Genomic DNA, 21,070 nt, shown 5'->3' with positions numbered 1-21,070 from the left:
AGACCCATGAGAAAACTCAAGGAAGAAACTCAGCCGAAGCTTTGTTTGATTTTAACTCAGAGTATCAAATCAATAAGGTTAAAACATATTAAGTGTGTCGAACTTAACAAGTTCATTTTACCACGGATATAAATAAAAGCAAGGAGTGATTTTTATGAGTTGGCGAACCGTTGTGGTAACACAACATGCAAAGATTTCATATTCTGGACATTGCTTGGTGGTACAAACACAAACGGATACCAATCAAATACCGGTGTCAGATATTCAGGTGTTACTGATTAGTACGACACGCGCCGTCATTTCGACAGCGGCCATTAGTGAATTAGCAAAGAATCAAGTGAAAATTATTTTTACCGATGGAAAAGGGGAGCCAATAACTGAAACGGTTGACTATTGTCCAAATAATCGAGATGTTCAGACACTTATGAAACAAATTGGCTGGTCAGAACAACGTAAGAATCAGTTATGGACAGCAGTTGTTAAACAAAAAATCGCGAATCAAATTGCTGTATTACAATCGCTAAATCAAGATGTTTCAGAACTACAATCAGAACTTGAACAAGTTGGCTGCAATGACAGTACAAACAGAGAAGCAGTAGTTGCCAAAAAGTATTTTCCAAAGTTATTCGATGATGAATTTAATCGACGCAATGCGGATGTGATCAATGCAGCGCTCAATTATGGCTATTCATTACTTTTATCAGCCATGAATCGAGAAATTGTTGTGGCGGGGTATTTAACCCAGTTAGGAATTCATCATCACAGTTCAGAGAATCAGTTTAATTTAGGTTCAGATTTGATGGAACCTTTTCGTCCATTTGTAGATATGTGGGTTAAACTACAAAAGTTTAACGAACTTACGCCGGATGTTAAGTATGGCTTGATAGATTTATTAAACTTAGAAATTATTTTCAACGGGCAACATATGATCATTCGCAATGCAATCACCAGGTATGTAAAGGCTTGTCTGAATTTTTTGAGTGAAGAAACAAATGAAATTCAAATCGAGGTGGCTGCAAGTGAGGTATCGTATCATGAGATTAATGGTCATGTTTGACCTGCCAGTTGACACAAGTATGGAAAGAAGAGCGTATCGACATTTTCGCAAGGCATTGCTGGATGAAGGCTTTTTAATGATTCAATACTCAATTTATGTACGTGTTTGCGTCGATATTAAAGGCGCCCATTTCTTAGAACAGTGGATCAGTGATTTCTCCCCAGAAGTGGGTACGATCCAATCAATTATTGTCACGGAAAAGCAGTACAGTGAAATGCATTTTCTCCTGGGAGAGTCTAGCCAAGATGTTAGAAATTCTTCAGAGAGGACAATCATTATATGAATTTAACGTATTATCCATTTAAGCCGTTTATTATCGAGAAAAATAAGGTGCAAGTGATTCAAACAAACAATCCTAAAGTTTACACCGATCTCGCTGGCGGGCTCCGGGAAATTAATGATGATATTCATTTGTCCACGGCCGATTATGATGCCGTTGAAATTAGTAAGGGAATTTTATGGGTTGGTGATGTTTTTCTGGGCTTTGACATAGATAAGGCATTTGCAGGTTTGATTCAGAAAAAAATTATCAATCAAATGAGCTCGGACAGCTTAAGTAAGTTGATTACAATAGATCAGCAACTAAGAGCAACTGTTCTAGACGAGATTTTTACGTATGATTTGCCGATAAAAATCAGTACTGACTTTTCATTGGCGAAAGTAATTAAATACTGTGATATTTCGTTTGAAAGCAGTGCTAAAACGCAACCATATGATATAATTGAGTTATTGTTGAAGACAGCTTCTGAACTACAAGAAACGAAAGTTATTGTCTTAACTAATGTGCGTAACTATCTCAGTGTCAGCCAATTTCAAGAATTGGTGAGTTTAGCGAACACACTTGATTTGTACACTTTATTAGTAGAATTCTCAGAAACGGAAAAACGTGATTATTATGCGAATTGCTGTTATTCCTACATTGATCAAGATTTTGTCGATTGGCGTGATGAATGAATCTGAGGGTATTATTATAAAACACTGGTTTTAGAAGAGTGTCAAATCAATAAGGTTAAGATCAGGCAACACCACTTTGTAGTACACCTTCACGTTTTAGAAGAGTGTCAAATCAATAAGGTTAAGATCTTGCGCCTGTGCTGGGAATTGCACCACCGTGTTTTAGAAGAGTGTCAAATCAATAAGGTTAAGATCCTGAAATGAACGGTAATGGCTTCTCTGATGGTTTTAGAAGAGTGTCAAATCAATAAGGTTAAGATCTGTCAACTTCATCTTTTCGTGGCATATACGGTTTTAGAAGAGTGTCAAATCAATAAGGTTAAGATCTGTGGCATCAGGCGATGTCTTTTTGTTCACGTTTTAGAAGAGTGTCAAATCAATAAGGTTAAGATCGTCACGGCTCATTATGACGTCATCATTATAGTTTTAGAAGAGTGTCAAATCAATAAGGTTAAGATCTTGAATCTACTATTTTTCATCAACAAGGTGGTTTTAGAAGAGTGTCAAATCAATAAGGTTAAGATCACATCATGGACGTGCTCGATAAGGCCGAAGGTTTTAGAAGAGTGTCAAATCAATAAGGTTAAGATCTGCTTGAATCTGTGTAATGTCGTCTGTTGGGTTTTAGAAGAGTGTCAAATCAATAAGGTTAAGATCTAACGATTCCGTGGAAGATGCTACTTACAAGTTTTAGAAGAGTGTCAAATCAATAAGGTTAAGATCCGTTCAAGTCTGTCATGTAGTTAGCCGTGTGTTTTAGAAGAGTGTCAAATCAATAAGGTTAAGATCGTCGGACGAGTTATTTCCATACCGCGTGGGGTTTTAGAAGAGTGTCAAATCAATAAGGTTAAGATCGAGCTATTCACTCGTTCGGTAAGTATATTGGTTTTAGAAGGGTGTCAAATCAATAAGGTTAAGATCTTTTGAATGATTTAAAGCGAACAACAGAGTGTTTTAGAAGAGTGTCAAATCAATAAGGTTAAGATCCTTTCTCAAGGTCTTTCATGTCGCCTTTCAGTTTTAGAAGAGTGTCAAATCAATAAGGTTAAGATCAACGATAATTGGAGAGTCGGTACCACAGGGGTTTTAGAAGAGTGTCAAATCAATAAGGTTAAGATCTTTTTGTTGACAAATAAGAACTAAGTTGTTGTTTTAGAAGAGTGTCAAATCAATAAGGTTAAGATCAATGAATATCAAGCCCAGTGTGAGATTGAGGTTTTAGAAGAGTGTCAAATCAATAAGGTTAAGATCGCGGCTGCTTTCTTTTAATGTTGCTGACAAGTTTTAGAAGAGTGTCAAATCAATAAGGTTAAGATCCAATGGCGATTAGAACGTACAAAGTAACTCGTTTTAGAAGAGTGTCAAATCAATAAGGTTAAGATCTTAAGAACCACATTAATGATCTGCCTAAACGTTTTAGAAGAGTGTCAAATCAATAAGGTTAAGATCAGGCGTGGAAATAGATAAGAAGACAGTGGCGTTTTAGAAGAGTGTCAAATCAATAAGGTTAAGATCCAACAGTTGTTGATGGCGTTCCCGCTTATGGTTTTAGAAGAGTGTCAAATCAATAAGGTTAAGATCTATTTCCTTGAAACGTTTGCCAGGTTGCACGTTTTAGAAGAGTGTCAAATCAATAAGGTTAAGATCATCAATGCAGATATAGAACACAAACGTCAAGTTTTAGAAGAGTGTCAAATCAATAAGGTTAAGATCTGTAATCAATAATCACGCCTCCTATGCGTAGTTTTAGAAGAGTGTCAAATCAATAAGGTTAAGATCCTCATCTCCCTTTCTATATTCGTTCTAGTGGTTTTAGAAGAGTGTCAAATCAATAAGGTTAAGATCTTGGATATCAACTTGTTTGCTATCTGCAAAGTTTTAGAAGAGTGTCAAATCAATAAGGTTAAGATCATTAATTCAGCTTGAGTAACCGCCGTATAGGTTTTAGAAGAGTGTCAAATCAATAAGGTTAAGATCGCGTCAAATACGGTACAACCGCCGGCGGTGGTTTTAGAAGAGTGTCAAATCAATAAGGTTAAGATCTGAAATTTTTAATCATTTTAGCGCGCCTCCGTTTTAGAAGAGTGTCAAATCAATAAGGTTAAGATCTCGTTGACGGCCCTCGCGGATTCTACGACGGTTTTAGAAGAGTGTCAAATCAATAAGGTTAAGATCCGCAATAATAAAATCTTGCACTGGACCCGGGTTTTAGAAGAGTGTCAAATCAATAAGGTTAAGATCGTTCTACCGGCGATATCACTGCTACATTGGGTTTTAGAAGAGTGTCAAATCAATAAGGTTAAGATCCCTAAGGATATCATCTATGTTCCCGAACGCGTTTTAGAAGAGTGTCAAATCAATAAGGTTAAGATCTTCAAAAATATGACTAACTTCTCTATCACTGTTTTAGAAGAGTGTCAAATCAATAAGGTTAAGATCAATAAGGTGATTCCCACGGTCGAACAGCAGGTTTTAGAAGAGTGTCAAATCAATAAGGTTAAGATCATGGTACAAAAATAACCAGAAAGAATTGCGGTTTTAGAAGAGTGTCAAATCAATAAGGTTAAGATCAGCCCTCAGTGGATAAGCTTCAAGCCGTAGGTTTTAGAAGAGTGTCAAATCAATAAGGTTAAGATCCTGAGCTAAGTCCGTGACACTGACACTAACGTTTTAGAAGAGTGTCAAATCAATAAGGTTAAGATCAGAACGATGAAGGAAAATACTGGGAATTTGGTTTTAGAAGAGTGTCAAATCAATAAGGTTAAGATCAAGGCAATGTGTCCAACTCATGGGAAGCAAGTTTTAGAAGAGTGTCAAATCAATAAGGTTAAGATCAACTTCAGTCACATAAACACGATTTCCTTGGTTTTAGAAGAGTGTCAAATCAATAAGGTTAAGATCCTTGACCGCCAGGCATTGGATAGAACCCAGGTTTTAGAAGAGTGTCAAATCAATAAGGTTAAGATCATGGATTGAAAGATATTATCAACGTTGACCGTTTTAGAAGAGTGTCAAATCAATAAGGTTAAGATCTTAATATAGTGTTTAATCACTCGTGTGCCAGTTTTAGAAGAGTGTCAAATCAATAAGGTTAAGATCATGCGGTTGTACATCTTAACCACAATGTCCGTTTTAGAAGAGTGTCAAATCAATAAGGTTAAGATCCGCCTAGTTCTGCCATCAGCTTGTCTAGTCGTTTTAGAAGAGTATCAAATCAATAAGGTTAAGATCGGTTAGGATTGCGCTTGATCATATCCTGTAGTTTTAGAAGAGTGTCAAATCAATAAGGTTAAGATCGAAGATGATTTTCAAACGATAAGCTCTAATGTTTTAGAAGAGTGTCAAATCAATAAGGTTAAGATCAAGCTGCACGCAACAAAAGAACAGTTGCAAGTTTTAGAAGAGTGTCAAATCAATAAGGTTAAGATCGTAATCCGGATAAACTAGTCAGCGATATTGGTTTTAGAAGAGTGTCAAATCAATAAGGTTAAGATCCACCATCAAGGCGCATTGAAACTGGCAAGTGTTTTAGAAGAGTGTCAAATCAATAAGGTTAAGATCTCAAATGGTTCCATCATGTCACCTCAATCCGTTTTAGAAGAGTGTCAAATCAATAAGGTTAAGATCACAGAAGTGGCAATATTGACAATACCATTCGTTTTAGAAGAGTGTCAAATCAATAAGGTTAAGATCACTGGGGCATTGCAGAGGGGCTTGTGTTTGAGTTTTAGAAGAGTGTCAAATCAATAAGGTTAAGATCGGAAAGCCGTAGAATTCGCAAAGGGGAGCAGTTTTAGAAGAGTGTCAAATCAATAAGGTTAAGATCAATTCATAGATGATTGAATATCGCCGATACGTTTTAGAAGAGTGTCAAATCAATAAGGTTAAGATCTTCATTTCAGCAATGGACGGGAACGTCTTTGTTTTAGAAGAGTGTCAAATCAATAAGGTTAAGATCGACAAGATGGGAATGCACGTGATCATCACTGTTTTAGAAGAGTGTCAAGTCAATTAGGCTAAGATCTAAGGCACGGTGGCCTACCGCTGAATGGTGGTTTTAGAAGAGTGTCAAGTCAAAAAAGTTAAGATCCAAGGCATGGTTCACTTCATCATGCTTTTTTTCATATTCATTTTTCGCTTTATGCTATACTAATCAAGACTGAAAAATTGGAGGAAACAAGCATGAATGGTGTGATTCCGTTATTTAAACCAAAGGGTGTGACGAGCGCGGGGTGTGTTTATTCGTTGCGTAAAATTTTGCATGAACGGCGAATTGGGCACACTGGAACACTTGATCCTGAGGTCGATGGGGTTTTACCGATTTGCGTGGGGCAGGCGACTAAATTGGTTAATCGTTTGTTGGCCGGCGGTAAAATTTATCAGGGGGAGATCACACTCGGTTACGCGACGACGACTGAAGATGCGACCGGCGACGAAATCGCACGGATTTTTATCGAGCAGGCGTCAACTGAAGCTGAGGTTGATCAAGCGTTGCTGGCCATGACTGGCGATATTCAGCAGGTGCCGCCGATGTTTTCCGCTGTCAAAATTAATGGCAAGCGTTTATACGAATATGCGCGGGCTGGTGAGACGATCGATCGCCCTAGTCGCGAGATTCACATTGATTATTTTAAACGGACGTCCGCAATTGATTATCAATCTACAACTGGCGAAGTGAAATTTACTTTCGAAGTTGGCTGTTCTAAAGGGACTTATGTGCGTACGTTGGCAACGGATCTGGGCAAGAAACTAGGCTATCCGTCAGTTATGTCAGATTTGCGCCGGCTTGAGAGTGGCCGAATTGAATTGGCACAGACGGTCACGCTGGAACAGGTTACGCAAGCAATGGCAGCTGGTCAATTATCAGAAGTTTTGCGTCCGATCGAGCAAGTGTTATCCGCTTTACCACAAGTTCAATTGACAGATGATCAATGGCAACATGTTAAAAACGGCGGTGCTCTTGAACTAACCGCCACGCAGCCTGAGGTGGCACTTGTTTATGATCAGAAAATCAAGGCGATTTATCAGGCAAAAGTGACGTCATTAGGCAATTACGTTGCCGAAACAATGTTATTAGGAAATGATTGAAAGAAGGATCCGTTTGTGCAAGTAATTCACTTAAAATATCCATTAGAATATGAAAAAATTAATACAGAAGCAAAAGTGATGGCGTTAGGATTTTTTGACGGGGTTCATTTGGGTCATCAGGCAGTCATCAAACAGGCGCTGGCGATCGGTAAGCAGCAAAATTTACCGGTGGCTGTGATGACGTTTGATAAGTATCCTGGAATTGTTTTTCAGAAAATCGACGCAGAAAACTTCGACTATTTAACGACATTGCCACGCAAGGAAACGTTGATGCGTGAGTTGGGTGCCGACTATTTATATATCGTCGATTTCACGTCGCAAGTTGGTCGGCTGAGTCCACAGAAATTTGTCGATGATTTTCTAGTCAAAGTGGGCACGAAGGTTGCAGTTGCTGGCTTCGATTATACTTACGGTAAGGCTGGCATCGCTAATATGGAAAAATTGCCGGAATACGCGGCCGATCGTTTCGAAGTTGTCACTGTTCCCGAACAAAAATTTGGGTCACAGAAGATCTCTTCGACGCAAATTCGCGCAGCCTTAGACAAGGGCGATGTTGATCAGGCGAACGCTTTTTTAGGGTATGTTTATCAAACGAGCGGTATTGTGGTGCATGGCGAGGCGCGCGGGCGCGAGTTGGGCTATCCGACCGCTAATATTATGACAACGGATGGCGAGCGCTTACCCGGAATCGGGATTTTTGCCACAGAAATCCTGGTTCAGGGTCATTGGTATCCATCGATGACGTCGATCGGTCGCAATGTGACTTTCGGCGACAAACGGCCGGTCACGGTTGAAGTCAATCTGTTTGATTTTCACCAAGATATTTACGGTGAAAATATTCAATTGCGGTGGAATCATTGGTTGCGCGGTGAGGTCAAGTTTGATGACGCTGCTGGTTTGATCACACAATTGGCGACCGACGAGAAAAATAGTCGAGCTTATTTTAAAAAATAGCAAACTTGATGTGAGTCAATTTCTTTCTGAAGATTCGGCGGTATGATGTAGTCAAATCAAAGAAGGAAGGAATCAATATGGCAGCAGAAATTGATAATCAAAATTTTATCGAGACAGAATTTCCTAAATTAAACTTTTTCACGACTCAAATTGTTAAGGTGCATGGCGCGCATCATCCAGAATTAGCAGAGGTGCGTGAATTATTCGTGGCAATGGTTGCAAAATTACAAAATAATCTGCAAGCGGATCTCACACCAGAATTTACACGGCTGCAAGTTGTCACCGACGATTATGAAGTGCCGGCGGACGCATGCGGTGCATATCAAGCCACTTATCAATTGCTTCATGAGTTTCAAACTTTAGAATTAGCTGAATAGCATTTTAAAAACCATCAAATTTAATTTGATGGTTTTTCTTTGTCCAAATCGTCAATTGTTGATCTTTTTTGCAAATGGAAATATAAATTTATCTGATCAATTTCGGCACGGTCATTTAACGATAATATTCATGGCTTTAATTGGTATATTAGTATTTAAAATAGAAATATACAAAATATTTTCGTTTGTAATTGTGCTTGACTTATTCCTTAAAGAAACATCAGCCTTTGCAATTATTCGTAAAGTATGTTTATCATTAATAGGTACGATTTTTCGAAAGGCGATGAGTGAATGGCACTATTAACGATGACCCACTTAAATAAAATATATGGCAACAACAAAGCCGTCGATGATTTCAATCTAGAGGTCGAAAAGGGCGAATTTATTTGTTTCATTGGGACTTCTGGTTCTGGTAAAACAACGACGATGCGAATGATCAACCGCATGTTACACCAAACTTCCGGTACAATTAAAATTAATGGGCAAGATATTGCCAAGATGGATCCTGTGAATTTACGACGTAAAATTGGTTATGTGATTCAAAATGTTGGCTTGATGCCCCACATGACGATTCGCGATAATATTACTTTAGTTCCTAAATTATTAAAATGGTCTGATGAAAAGCGCGCGCAAAAGGCAATTGAGATGATCAATTTAGCCGAATTGCCAGTTGAATATTTAGATCGTTATCCGGCAGAATTATCGGGTGGTCAACAACAACGGATCGGGGTTGTTCGCGCTTTGGCAGCAGATCAGGATATTATTTTAATGGATGAACCATTTGGTGCACTGGATCCGATCACCCGTGAATCTTTGCAAGATATGGTTAAGGATCTACAGGAACGGCTTGGTAAAACGTTTATTTTCGTGACTCATGATATGGACGAGGCCTTATCGTTGGCGACCCGGATCGTGATCATGTCGCATGGTAAACAAGTGCAGGTGGATACGCCAGATAATATTTTGCGCCATCCTGCTAATGATTTCGTCGAGAGTTTGATTGGTCAAGATCGTTTGATCCAAGCACGCCCAAGTATTACAACGGTTGGTCAGGTCGCTACGAAAGCCGTCTCTGCCCGTGAAAGTCAAACCTTACATGAAGCACTGGGCGAAATGCATACGAAACGTGTCGACACGCTATTAGTGACTGATGATGAAGGTGTGCTGCGAGGGTTTGTAGGTATTGAGCAGATCAACCAATATTTCCGATCCAATAAAGCAATCGGCGATATTATGGACACGAAGATTTTTTATGTGAAGGAAAATTCCGTGATTCGCGATACGGTTGAACGAATTTTGAAACGGGGATTTCGTAACGTACCGGTGATCGATGAAGATCATCATTTGGTCGGCATCGTGACCCGTGCAACCTTGGTCGATATGGTTTACGATGCGCTCTGGGGCGAGAGCGATAAGGCTGATGACCATGGCGATGCACAACAATCAGATGCCCCTCAGTCTGCAACTCCTGAACCAACGGTGACAACTGGGGAGGCAGGTGATCGTTCATGATTGCCTTTTTTCAAGAATATGGATCACAATTATTATTTAAAACTTGGCAACATCTTTATATCTCGATGATTGCTTTAGTCCTGGGCGCGATCGTGGCAATCCCACTCGGCGTCTTGTTAACACGTTACAAAAAAGCGGCCGGTTTCACGATCGGATTGGCGAATGTTTTGCAGACGGTTCCGGCGATGGCACTGTTGGCGATGATGATTCCAATTTTTGGTATCGGGACCTTACCGGCAGTCGTTGCGTTATTTATTTACTCCCTGTTACCAATTTTACGGAATACGTATTTGGGTATGGAAAATGTTGATCCGACTTTGCTTGATGCCGCTAAAGGGATGGGTATGAGCAATTTCCAGTCGATCACGCAAGTTGAGTTGCACTTGGCAGCCCCGATGATCATGGCGGGTGTGCGTTTATCGGCAACTTATGTGATTGCGTGGACAGCCTTAGCGTCTTATATCGGTGCCGGCGGTTTAGGCGATTTTATTTTCAATGGTCTGAATCTATACCGGTCCGATTTAATTCTCGGTGGATCGATCCCGGTGATTTTGTTGGCGTTAGCGGTCGATTTCTTACTTGGCCGTCTAGAAGCATTCTTAACACCGACAACGGCGCGTAAGGAGGTCGATCATGCGTAAACGTAGACTGATCAAACTTCCGCTATTTTTATTATTGATGACGTCGCTATTAGCAGGTTGCGGATTTCCTGGATTGAGTAGCAGTAGCAAAGATACTGTGAAAATTGCTGCGCAAAATACCACCGAGCAACAAATCATGGCGGCCGTTTTACAACAGATGATCGCTCATTATTCCGATTTAAAGACGACCGTCATTAGCAATCTGGGTTCGAGTACGGTGACGTTTCAAGCGCAAAAACGTGGCGATGCCGATTTATCAGCGATTCGCTATAACGGGACGGATTTCCAAACGGTGCTGAATCAATCTGGCGATACCGATCCTGAAAAAGTTGACCAGATGGTTCGCAGCGCGTTTAAGCAGAAATACCAGATGACTTATTTTCCGAGTTATGGTTTCGCGGATACCTATCAATTCATGGTGACGCAAGAATTTGCCAAGAAGTATCATTTGGAAACCGTCAGTGATCTGAAGAAGATTTCCGGCCAATTACGCGTCGGGATTGATCAAAGTTGGTTGAATCGCAAAGGCGATGGCTATGCTGATTTTCAAAAACGTTACGGCTTTAGTTTCGGCCACGTCTATCCGATGCAAATCGGTTTAGTATATGACGCGTTGGCGAATGGCAAAATGGATGCTGTGTTGGGTTATTCAACTGACGGACGGATCGGCAGTTATCATTTGAAACTGTTGAAAGACGATCTGAATTATTTCCCACCATACGCGGCGAGTGTCGTTGTCAATGACGCGGCTTTGAAAGAACATCCTGAACTGAGCAAGATCCTCAAACGTTTAGCTGGAAAAATTCCAGTTAAAACGATGTATGAATTAAATTATCAAGTCGATGATAATCTGAAAGAACCGGCGTTAGTTGCCAAACAATTTTTAGAAAAGCATAACTATTTCGAAAGGAGTGATGATTAATGCGTGGCATGAATTTACTGGAGCAATTGATCTATTATTTTTCCCACAATGGCATGTATGTTCTCGAACAATTTTATCGTCATTTTTTAATTTCGATTTACGGGGTGCTTTTCGCGGCAATCGTCGGAATTCCAGTGGGTATTTTGATTGCGCGGTATCGCAAGTTAAGCCCGTGGGTGATCGGCTTGGCCAACGTGATCCAAACAGTTCCATCGCTAGCCATGTTGTCGATCATTATGCTTGGGCTGGGTTTAGGCGTGAATACGGTGATCGTAACGGTGTTATTTTACGCATTGTTACCGATTATTAAAAATACCTATACAGGCATGGTCAATGTGAACGCAGACGTACTTGATGCAGGTAAAGGCATGGGCATGACGCGACTGCAAGTGTTGCGGTTGATCGAAATCCCACTGTCGCTTTCTGTGATCATGGCTGGTATTCGTAATGCATTGGTGCTCGCTATCGGGATCACCGCGATCGGTTCGTTTGTCGGCGCCGGTGGTCTGGGTGACATTATTATTCGCGGTACTAACGCAACTAATGGTGGTGCGATTATTTTAGCCGGCGCTTTGCCGACGGCTTTAATGGCGATCATTTCTGATTTGGCGCTAGGTTTTCTGGAAAAGCGATTTGATCCAAGTACCCGAACAACGCAATCGTAAAGGGTGACGTGTTTGACTTAACTAAAAATATCAATAAACTAACCGACCGTTAGCGCTAAGTTTAAACGGTCGGTTTTATTGACGCTTGGTTCACGCGAGTTTGGCCAGTAAAATATGCTACAATGAAGTTATTATTTTGAATGAATTAAGAAAATATAGCGGGCAGTTTTGCCGGCATAGTTAGTGAGAATGGTTAGCGATGGCAGAAACAAAAACAACTGAAAAAACAGGGCTTTATATCCATATTCCGTTTTGTGATCATCTTTGTTATTATTGCAACTTCAATAAAGTTTTTATTCAAGGCCAACCGGTTGATGATTATTTGGATGCGTTATTGAAGGAAATTAGATTGACACTGGCTAAATATCCGCGGACGGCAATCAGCACGATCTACATCGGTGGCGGCACGCCCACGGCATTATCGGCGGCGCAATTGGCCAAACTGTTAGGTGGGTTGCACCAGCTGATCGATATCACCGACCAGGAATTTACCGTCGAAGCCAATCCCAACGATTTGTTAGATGGCACCAAGCTACCGGTTTTACGTGAATATGGCGTGAATCGACTAAGTATTGGCGTGCAATCATTCAACGACACGGTTTTGAAAAAAATTGGCCGCACGCACTCGGCTGCTGAGGCAATCCAAGCCGTCGAGAATGCGCAAAAAATTGGTTTTGAAAATATTTCGATCGATTTGATTTATCGATTGCCTGGACAAGATCTGGCGGATTTCAACCGCAGTTTACAACAAGCCTTAGCATTGAATATTCCACACTATGCGACGTACTCGCTGATTCTGGAACAGAAGACGGTCTTCTATAATTTGATGCGCCGCGGGAAATTACAACTGCCATCACAAGACATGGATGCGGATATGTATCAGCTTGCTATGGATCAATTTGCGGCTCACGGTGTTGATCAGTATGAAATCAGCAATTTTGCTAAGTCTGGTTATCAGGCTGAACATAATTTAATTTATTGGCATAATCAGCATTACTTTGGGTTTGGTGCGGGCGCATCTGGGTATTTGGGCGACACGCGTTATCAGAATTTCGGCCCGATCCAACAGTATCTAAAACCACTTACAAGTGATCAACGTCCGGTTCTCATGTCGGAAACAATTACACCTGATCAGCAAATTGAAGAACAACTTTTTCTGGGCTTGCGTTTAAATGCGGGTGTGAACAAGGCAGAATTTAAGAATCGCTTCGGTAAAGATTTATTGGTGGTTTATCCGCAAGTCATTCCGAAGTTGATCCAACAAGGATTGCTGAAGGAGACACCGACAGCTTATGTGTTGACCGACCGCGGCCGCTTCGTGGGTAACGATGTTTTTGCAGATTTTATGTTGGTTTGATCGACATATTTGTCACGAGTAATGTGCTTTGGTACCACTACTTTCAAATTTAGAATAGACTTAATTAGAAAAAAATCCAGCATAGATGATCATTGCGGCCTGAGTCGTGATGGGTCCGTGGGGATTTTTTTTAATTCACTTGAATTAAGATCAGCGTTTAGGCTACACTCTGAGGAGAAACTGTATTCGGGAGGAATTGCATTCATGGCATTAACAACACGGGTGGTTCATTTAATGGGTACTAAAATCAGCTTGCAGATCGATCATCCAGATCCAGAGCCACTGTTAGATGAGCTGGTCAGCCGCTTGGAAGACTACGAACATCGTTTCAGCGCCAATGATCCGACCTCTGAATTAATGACAATCACCAAGCAAGCCGGCATCGCACCTGTTAAAGTTGATCCAGAACTTTATTCGTTGATCCGCATTGGTTATGACAACAGTATCATACAAGCAAGTAATCTTAATATTGCTATCGGGCCACTCGTGCAAACTTGGCGAATTGGTTTTAAAGATGTGAAATTACCGACACCTCAGGAAATTACCGAAGCCCTAGCACTGACTAATCCATATCAGATCGAACTCAATGACCAAGAACACACTGTCTATTTAGCACAACCGAAGATGACGATCGATCTCGGTTCACTTGCTAAAGGTTATTTTGCTGATTTATTGGCCGATTATTTGCGAAACGTTGACGTTCGATCTGCCTTGCTCGATTTAGGTGGCAATGTTTATGCACTGGGGCCAATGCATGATCATGAGGATGGGTTGTGGCGGATCGGCATTCAGGACCCGACGTTACCTAGAGGCAATTATAAAAAAGTCGTTCGCATTCAAAACCAGTCCGTGGTTACCTCGGGTATTTATGAACGCAGCTTAATTGTCAATGGACAAAAATATCACCATATTTTAGACACGGATACAGGCTATCCGGTAAAGACAAATGTAACTAGCTTGACGATCATTTCAGATAAATCACTAGACGGTGAATTGTGGACGACTAGATTATTTGGGCAACCCGTTGAAAAAATTATCTCGACGGTCGATCAGCTAACAAATATCGAAGCAATTGTGATTACGAATCAAGGTGAAGTTTGGTCCTCGAGTGGGATCGAAGCGTAATCATCCCGAATTAAAGCTAGTTTGGTTTGGTTGAAATGAACTCTCGAAATGGACAATTTAAGATAGAGTGGTGGCGCAAATAACTTGAGGTTAGGCTAATAGCTTCGTGCTTTCTCCGACTAAGGTCTGAATTTTGCTTTTTTCACAGAAAAGCGAGTCGTTTCCTTGACTTTATTCCCTCTGATTGTTATATTTTATAGTGTTGTTAGCACTCATAGTAGTTAAGTGCTAAAAAAGAGGTGAGGGTTTATGCCGACGAAACGTCAGGCGTTAATTTTAACAGAGATCGTCCGGATTTATAACGAAACTGGTCAGCCAGTTGGTTCGAAAACTTTAATGAATCAATTGCCGATCCAAATTAGTTCTGCCACAATTCGTAATGAAATGGCGGCGCTTGAAGAAGATGGTTTGATTATGAAAAATCATACCTCTTCTGGTCGGCTGCCTTCAACGAGTGGTTATCGTTATTACCTAGATTATTTATTACAACCAAGCGTTGTCTCGCCCCAAGTATTTTCAACTATCTCGCAAGATTTTGATCGTGATTTTCATGAGATCGATGATATCGTGAAACAATCTGCCAATATTTTGTCGAATTTAACGAATTATACGTCGATTTCATTGGGACCGGAAACAATCAACGTTACTTTGACCGGCTTTCGGCTGATTCCATTGGGTGGTGATCTAGTGATCGCCATTCTGGCAACTAGTATGGGCTCAGTAGAAAGTCGCGTTTACCGGATCCCGGCAAGTATTAGTTCGGACGATCTTGAAAAAGCCGTTCGAATTATCAACGATCATTTGGTCGGGTTACCGATCGATCAGGTTAAACAGCAACTTGCCACCGAAATGCCCCAGTTGTTAACGAAGTATTTACATTCACCGGACGGCTTTTTGGACATGTTCGGAGATGTTTTACGACACGCAGCCGCGGAACACTTTTACATTGGTGGTCGTTCGAACTTGCTGAATTCTGTGCAACCCGATGATTTGAATCGGATCAAGTCGATTTATCAGTTATTAGATAAGGAATCAGTTTTCCCGTCGCTATTGGATTTGCGGCCTAATAATGATCATCAACAATCGACCGATAAACCGATTTCGGTCAAGTTGGGTGATGAATTCGATAATGCTTTACTGAACGATTATGGTTTGATTACGGCCAGATATCACGTGGCCGATCATGGCGAAGGGATCATTGCGATCCTGGGACCAACAAGCATGCCATATTCGCAGTTAATCGGTTTGATGCAGTTGTTTACAGATGAACTGGTCAAGAAAATATACGAGTATTACAATCATTTTCATGATGATAGTTAGATAAAGGGAGTGAAGGATAACTTGGCACATCGCACAAAAGAAAATGATTTTCCTTCAGAAAAGGATCCGAAGTTTGCTGAAAAAAAAGAGCAGGCAACGAAATCTGAAAAGGTAAAATCAACTAAAACAAAATCAACGGATTCAAAAAGCGATACTGAATCAACAGAAGCCAAAGTTGAAAAATTAACTGAGGCAGATTTGAAAGATCTGATCGATCAAGATCCAGATCAGGAAATAACGGATTTAGAGAAACAAGTGGCTGAATTACAGCAGAAGAACGCTGACCTTGAAGATCAGTATCTGCGTTCTCAAGCCGAAATTCAGAACATGCACACACGTCATCAACGTGAACGCGAAAACCTGCAAAAATATTCGGCTCAACAATTAGGAACGGCGATTTTGCCCGTTGCCGATAATCTTGAACGAGCTTTGAGTGTTAAGGCAGAAGATGAACAGGCTCAACAGTTGCATAAGGGTGTTGAGATGGTGCTGGAGCATTTGCAGCAGGCATTGACGGCTAATAATATTGAAGCACTTGGAGAAGTGGGCGAGAAATTTGACCCCACGAAGCATCAGGCAGTTCAGACCGCAGCAGCCGATAAAGATCATCCGGCTGACACGATTGTGCAAGTGTTACAAAAAGGTTATCAGCTTAAAGATCGTGTGATCCGACCAGCAATGGTCGTCGTTGCTAACTAAGCACCACAAAAAATGTTAATTAAGAGAGGTCAAAAATATGTCTAAAGTTATTGGTATTGATTTAGGAACCACAAACTCAGCTGTCGCCGTACTTGAAGGTGGCAAACCAAAAATTATTGAAAATCCAGAAGGTAATCGTACAACACCATCTGTTGTTGCTTTTAAAGATGGCGAAATTCAAGTTGGTGAAGTTGCCAAGCGTCAGGCCATCACAAACCCAGATACCGTTGCATCGATCAAGCGCCACATGGGCGAAGCTGGTTACAAAGTTTCAGTTGCTGGCAAAGATTACACCCCACAAGAAATTTCTGCAATGATCTTGCAATACATCAAGAAATTCTCAGAAGATTATCTTGGCGAAACTGTCACGGACGCCGTTATTACGGTTCCCGCATACTTCAATGATGCCCAACGTCAAGCAACAAAAGATGCTGGTAAAATTGCCGGCTTAAACGTTCAACGGATCATCAACGAACCAACAGCTAGTGCATTGGCTTATGGTTTGGACAAGGGTGACACAGACGAAAAAGTACTGGTTTATGACCTTGGTGGTGGTACTTTTGACGTTTCCGTTCTTGAATTAGGCGATGGTGTCTTCCAGGTACTTTCTACGAATGGGGATACTCATCTAGGTGGGGATGATTTTGACAACAAGATCATCGACTGGTTAGTTGCACAATTCAAAGATGCGAATGGCATTGATTTATCACAAGACAAGATGGCAATGCAACGTCTCAAGGATGCTGCTGAAAAGGCTAAGAAAGATTTGTCTGGCGTTTCTCAATCACAAATCAGCTTGCCATTTATTTCCGCAGGCGCAAATGGTCCTTTACACTTGGAAGAAACTTTAACTCGTGCAAAATTCGATCAATTGACACAAGACTTAGTTGAAAAGACTAAGGTTCCAGTGGACAATGCGTTACGCGATGCCGGCTTAAGCAATAGTGACATTGACAAAGTCATCTTAAATGGTGGTTCGACACGTATTCCTGCCGTTCAAGACGCTGTTAAGAGCTGGACAGGCAAAGACCCAGACCACTCGATCAATCCTGACGAAGCTGTTGCCATTGGTGCCGCTGTTCAAGGTGGTGTCATTACTGGTGATGTTAAGGATGTCGTTTTACTCGACGTGACACCTTTGTCATTAGGTATTGAAACAATGGGTGGTGTCTTCACTAAGTTGATCGATCGCAACACAACGATTCCAACATCGAAGTCACAAACCTTCTCAACTGCTGCAGATAACCAACCAGCCGTTGATATCCACGTCTTACAAGGTGAACGTCCAATGGCTGCCGATGACAAGACTTTGGGTCGTTTCCAATTAGCTGACATCCCAGCTGCACCTCGTGGCGTCCCACAGATCCAAGTCACTTTTGACATTGACAAAAACGGTATCGTGAATGTTTCTGCCAAAGATTTAGGCACACAGAAGGAACAAAAGATTACGATCAAGAGTTCTTCAGGTTTGTCTGACGAAGAAATTCAGAAGATGCAAAAAGAAGCCGAAGAAAACGCCGAAGAAGATAAGAAACGTAAAGAAGAAGTCGACTTGAAGAACGATGTTGACCAATTACTCTTCCAAACAGATAAGACGTTAGAAGAACTTAAGGGCAAGGTTTCTGATGAAGAAATCAAGAAGGCCGAAGATGCTAAAGAAGCTTTGAAGAAAGCTCAAGAAGCCAATGATACTGAAGATATGAAGAAGAAACGCGACGAATTGAACACGATCGTTCAAGATTTGACCGTTAAACTTTATCAACAAGCCCAAGAAGCACAAAAAGCTGAAGGCGACGCACAACCAAAAGACGATGGTAAGAAAGATGACGACACCGTTGATGGCGACTTCGAAGATCTCGACAAAGATAAAGACAAGAAATAAACAAGTCGGGAAATCGACGCTTTAGTGAGAGAGTAAGATAATTTAGACTGATTGCAAAATCGAATAAATTCAAAAAGGGTTGGCGATGAGAAAACTTGTCCCAACCACTTTTTGTTAGCGTGTGAGTAGCCATGGTTTGAAAGCGAGGATTAACTTTGCCTAACCCCAAAATCTTTTTTGGGGTTAGGCAAGTTAACCGGTAATTTCAGGTGTATGCGACACGTTTCGACCGCTATTTCAATTTTGCAATTAGGCGAGTTTATGCTATTCTTTTCTCAGAACATATTCGACGAATTAGTCGATAAGGAGGAACAACATGGCAGATAAGCAGGACTATTATGACGTTCTTGGCTTACAAAAAGATGCTTCTGAAGCGGATATCAAGAAGGCTTATCGACAGTTATCTAAGAAATACCATCCTGATATCAACAAAGCACCAGATGCCGAAGCAAAATTTAAAGAAGTTAATGAAGCTTATGAAACTTTGTCGGATCCACAAAAAAGATCAACCTATGATCAATATGGTCAAGCTGGTATGGATGGCTTCAACAATGGTGGTGGCAATCCATTTGGTGGCGGCTACGGCCAAGGCGGCGGTGGCGGTTTCGGCGACTTCGGCGATATCTTCAGTCAATTCTTTGGCGGTGGCGGCGGTGCAGCTAATCCTAGCGCACCTAAGCAAGGCGCCGACTTACAATATCGGATGGATTTAAAGTTTGAAGAAGCCATTTTTGGTAAAGAAACCGATATTTCTTATTCGCGGGATGCCGTGTGTGCGACCTGTGGCGGTAATGGTGCCAAGCCTGGAACGAGTCCGATCACTTGTACTAAGTGTCATGGTTCTGGCGTGATCGAAGTTGAACAACAAACACCACTTGGCCGGATGCGTTCTCGTGTTGCTTGTGATCGTTGCCAGGGTAAAGGCAAGATCGTTGAAGATCCATGCCCAACTTGTCATGGTACTGGTAAAGAGAAACAGACACACAAAGTGAAAGTTACCGTTCCAGCTGGCGTTGAAGATGGTCAGCAAATGCGTCTTGAAGGTCAGGGTGAAGCTGGTGAAAATGGTGGCCCTTATGGGGATCTCTATTTAGTTTTCCGTGTGGCACCAAGTAATAAATTCGAACGTGATGGCGCAGAAATCTTCCTGACCGTTCCGATCTCATTCCCACAAGCTGCTCTTGGTGACGAAATCAAAGTTGATACGGTTCATGGGCCGGTCAGCTTGAAAATTCCTGCCGGCACGCAATCGGAAACAAAATTCCGGTTACGCGGCAAGGGCGCACCTAGATTACGTAGCAAGACGAACGGCGATCAAACCGTCACAGTTAAGGTGACAACGCCTAAGCACTTGAATGAGAAACAACGTGAGGCGCTAACCGAGTTTGTCCGTGTGAGCGGCAACAAGATCGATCCGCAAAACAGTAGTTTATTCGGTCGCTTAAAAGAAAAATTCAATGGTTAATTATCTCAAAGTCGAGGCTAACTCGGCTTTTTGTATCTCATCAAATAGTTAAAGTTATTCGAAATTTCGTGCTGAACTGTCGACATTATTTTTGAATTTGGATATGCTTTAGGCAACGACTGGTGATTTGTTTTTGAAATAAAGGAGAATCCTAATTGAGGCATAAAGGAGCTTTATTCTTATTGATCGGATTGGGCGCATTGGCTTTAACGCTGACGAAGCAGCCTGAAACAGTCGATAAGATCGAGCAACAAGTAACAACGAGTCAAATTGGCAATAAGGTTGAACAATTTGCCACTGATTTTAAAATGCGCTTGAGCGATATGCTTGATCCTGATGCTGGTCAAGCAACAGACACCACTGATTTGGGTGCTAATTCAGCGTCTACAGTCACTGACAGCTCAAGTAGTGTAACTAGCTCTAGCCAGGTTGAAAGTGGTACTAGCAGCGAAAATACGCCGATTGAGTCAATCGTTCAAGATCGGACGCTTTCAACAAGTTATACGTATTCGTTTGCGGAAGGAACAACGGCCGCAGTGCAACATGTTTTTCTAGAGGCAATCGATAAATACAATGCGACTGGTATTGTTAAGTTGACCGCGGGGACGCTGGTTGATGACCAGAATCACGTTACCTTTTCGACGTACAATCAGACCACTAGTAATCAAACTGGAACTTTCGAGTTAGGCAAAGGTGGTCCGCAAATCATCGAGAAGTACAGTGTTTTCGAATCGCACACAACTAATCACGCGACCGCGACTTTAAATGTCGCGTATCCTTCGGCAGTTGCTGAATCGGTGGCGATCCACGAATTAGGACACGCGCTGGGGTTAGATCATAGTGATGACCGCACGTCGGTGATGTATCCGATCGATCAAGGCTTGACCAATTTATCTACGGCTGATGTAAACGGCCTGCGGGCAGTTTATCAGCAATAGCGTTTTGTTGTTCAAATAAAAAAATAAATCCACCGACTTGATGAATATATGGGTCTTTGTCAAATAGTGTTGGTGGAGATTTATGAGCGATATCTGAATTTACAGATATCGCTT

At 41.4% G+C, this 21,070-nt stretch carries 17 protein-coding genes and 1 CRISPR repeat array; all 17 genes read left to right on the top strand.

Going from position 1 to position 21,070, the window contains the following annotated elements; genetic code table 11:
• Positions 1-154 precede the first annotated feature (154 nt).
• The 17 genes from cas1 (at position 155) to EKM67_RS01180 (ending at position 20,956) form a co-directional block, all read left to right on the top strand.
• Positions 155-1,057, top strand: a complete 903-nt coding sequence (gene cas1, locus EKM67_RS01260; protein WP_125576477.1) for a type II CRISPR-associated endonuclease Cas1 — start codon at positions 155-157, stop codon at positions 1,055-1,057.
• On the top strand, positions 1,035-1,340 hold the full coding sequence (gene cas2, locus EKM67_RS01255) for a CRISPR-associated endonuclease Cas2 (RefSeq protein ID WP_125576611.1): 306 nt from the start codon (positions 1,035-1,037) through the stop codon (positions 1,338-1,340). Before cas1 ends, cas2 begins: the two co-directional genes overlap by 23 nt.
• Positions 1,337-2,011: a type II-A CRISPR-associated protein Csn2 gene (gene csn2, locus EKM67_RS01250; RefSeq protein ID WP_125576475.1), complete on the top strand. Its 675-nt coding sequence runs from the start codon at positions 1,337-1,339 to the stop codon at positions 2,009-2,011. Before cas2 ends, csn2 begins: the two co-directional genes overlap by 4 nt.
• 27 nt (positions 2,012-2,038) lie before the next feature.
• A CRISPR array of direct repeats spans positions 2,039-6,101; the repeat unit is 36 nt; unit sequence GTTTTAGAAGAGTGTCAAATCAATAAGGTTAAGATC.
• A 92-nt stretch (positions 6,102-6,193) separates the two neighbouring features.
• A complete protein-coding gene (truB, locus tag EKM67_RS01245; protein WP_125576472.1) occupies positions 6,194-7,099 on the top strand; it encodes a tRNA pseudouridine(55) synthase TruB in 906 nt (301 codons plus the stop codon).
• A gap of 15 nt (positions 7,100-7,114) precedes the next feature.
• The gene (gene ribF / locus EKM67_RS01240) at positions 7,115-8,053 is read left to right on the top strand and encodes a riboflavin biosynthesis protein RibF (RefSeq protein ID WP_125576470.1); all 939 of its coding nucleotides are present in this window, start codon (positions 7,115-7,117) and stop codon (positions 8,051-8,053) included.
• Between the two features lie 77 nt (positions 8,054-8,130).
• Entirely contained in the window at positions 8,131-8,430 is a 300-nt protein-coding gene (locus EKM67_RS01235; RefSeq protein ID WP_225417266.1) for a hypothetical protein, read from the top strand.
• 291 nt (positions 8,431-8,721) lie between these two features.
• The gene (locus EKM67_RS01230; protein WP_125576468.1) at positions 8,722-9,942 is read left to right on the top strand and encodes a betaine/proline/choline family ABC transporter ATP-binding protein; all 1,221 of its coding nucleotides are present in this window, start codon (positions 8,722-8,724) and stop codon (positions 9,940-9,942) included.
• Positions 9,939-10,583 carry an ABC transporter permease gene (locus EKM67_RS01225; protein WP_125576466.1) on the top strand — a complete coding sequence of 215 codons (645 nt, stop codon included), beginning with the start codon at positions 9,939-9,941 and terminating at the stop codon, positions 10,581-10,583. The genes EKM67_RS01230 and EKM67_RS01225 overlap by 4 nt, the downstream gene beginning before the upstream one ends.
• On the top strand, positions 10,576-11,505 hold the full coding sequence (locus EKM67_RS01220; RefSeq protein WP_125576464.1) for an osmoprotectant ABC transporter substrate-binding protein: 930 nt from the start codon (positions 10,576-10,578) through the stop codon (positions 11,503-11,505). Before EKM67_RS01225 ends, EKM67_RS01220 begins: the two co-directional genes overlap by 8 nt.
• Positions 11,505-12,170, top strand: a complete 666-nt coding sequence (locus EKM67_RS01215; RefSeq protein WP_125576462.1) for an ABC transporter permease — start codon at positions 11,505-11,507, stop codon at positions 12,168-12,170. The genes EKM67_RS01220 and EKM67_RS01215 overlap by 1 nt, the downstream gene beginning before the upstream one ends.
• A gap of 199 nt (positions 12,171-12,369) precedes the next feature.
• Complete coding sequence (gene hemW, locus EKM67_RS01210; RefSeq protein WP_125576460.1) at positions 12,370-13,527, top strand: radical SAM family heme chaperone HemW; 1,158 nt, start codon at positions 12,370-12,372, stop codon at positions 13,525-13,527.
• Between the two features lie 204 nt (positions 13,528-13,731).
• Complete coding sequence (locus EKM67_RS01205) at positions 13,732-14,652, top strand: FAD:protein FMN transferase (protein ID WP_125576458.1); 921 nt, start codon at positions 13,732-13,734, stop codon at positions 14,650-14,652.
• Positions 14,653-14,901: 249 nt separating this feature from the next.
• Entirely contained in the window at positions 14,902-15,972 is a 1,071-nt protein-coding gene (hrcA, locus tag EKM67_RS01200) for a heat-inducible transcriptional repressor HrcA (protein ID WP_125576456.1), read from the top strand.
• A 21-nt stretch (positions 15,973-15,993) separates the two neighbouring features.
• The gene (gene grpE / locus EKM67_RS01195; protein ID WP_125576454.1) at positions 15,994-16,671 is read left to right on the top strand and encodes a nucleotide exchange factor GrpE; all 678 of its coding nucleotides are present in this window, start codon (positions 15,994-15,996) and stop codon (positions 16,669-16,671) included.
• Positions 16,672-16,708: 37 nt separating this feature from the next.
• A complete protein-coding gene (dnaK, locus tag EKM67_RS01190; protein WP_125576452.1) occupies positions 16,709-18,553 on the top strand; it encodes a molecular chaperone DnaK in 1,845 nt (614 codons plus the stop codon).
• Positions 18,554-18,869: 316 nt separating this feature from the next.
• Complete coding sequence (dnaJ, locus tag EKM67_RS01185; protein WP_125576450.1) at positions 18,870-20,018, top strand: molecular chaperone DnaJ; 1,149 nt, start codon at positions 18,870-18,872, stop codon at positions 20,016-20,018.
• A gap of 155 nt (positions 20,019-20,173) precedes the next feature.
• Entirely contained in the window at positions 20,174-20,956 is a 783-nt protein-coding gene (locus tag EKM67_RS01180; RefSeq protein ID WP_125576448.1) for a M57 family metalloprotease, read from the top strand.
• Positions 20,957-21,070: the final 114 nt, after the last annotated feature.

This window comes from Lapidilactobacillus mulanensis (assembly GCF_003946215.1).
In the GTDB taxonomy this organism is placed as follows: domain Bacteria; phylum Bacillota; class Bacilli; order Lactobacillales; family Lactobacillaceae; genus Lapidilactobacillus; species Lapidilactobacillus mulanensis.
The sequence above is the reverse complement of the archived record's forward strand: the minus strand, read 5'-3'. Positions and strand labels throughout refer to the sequence as shown.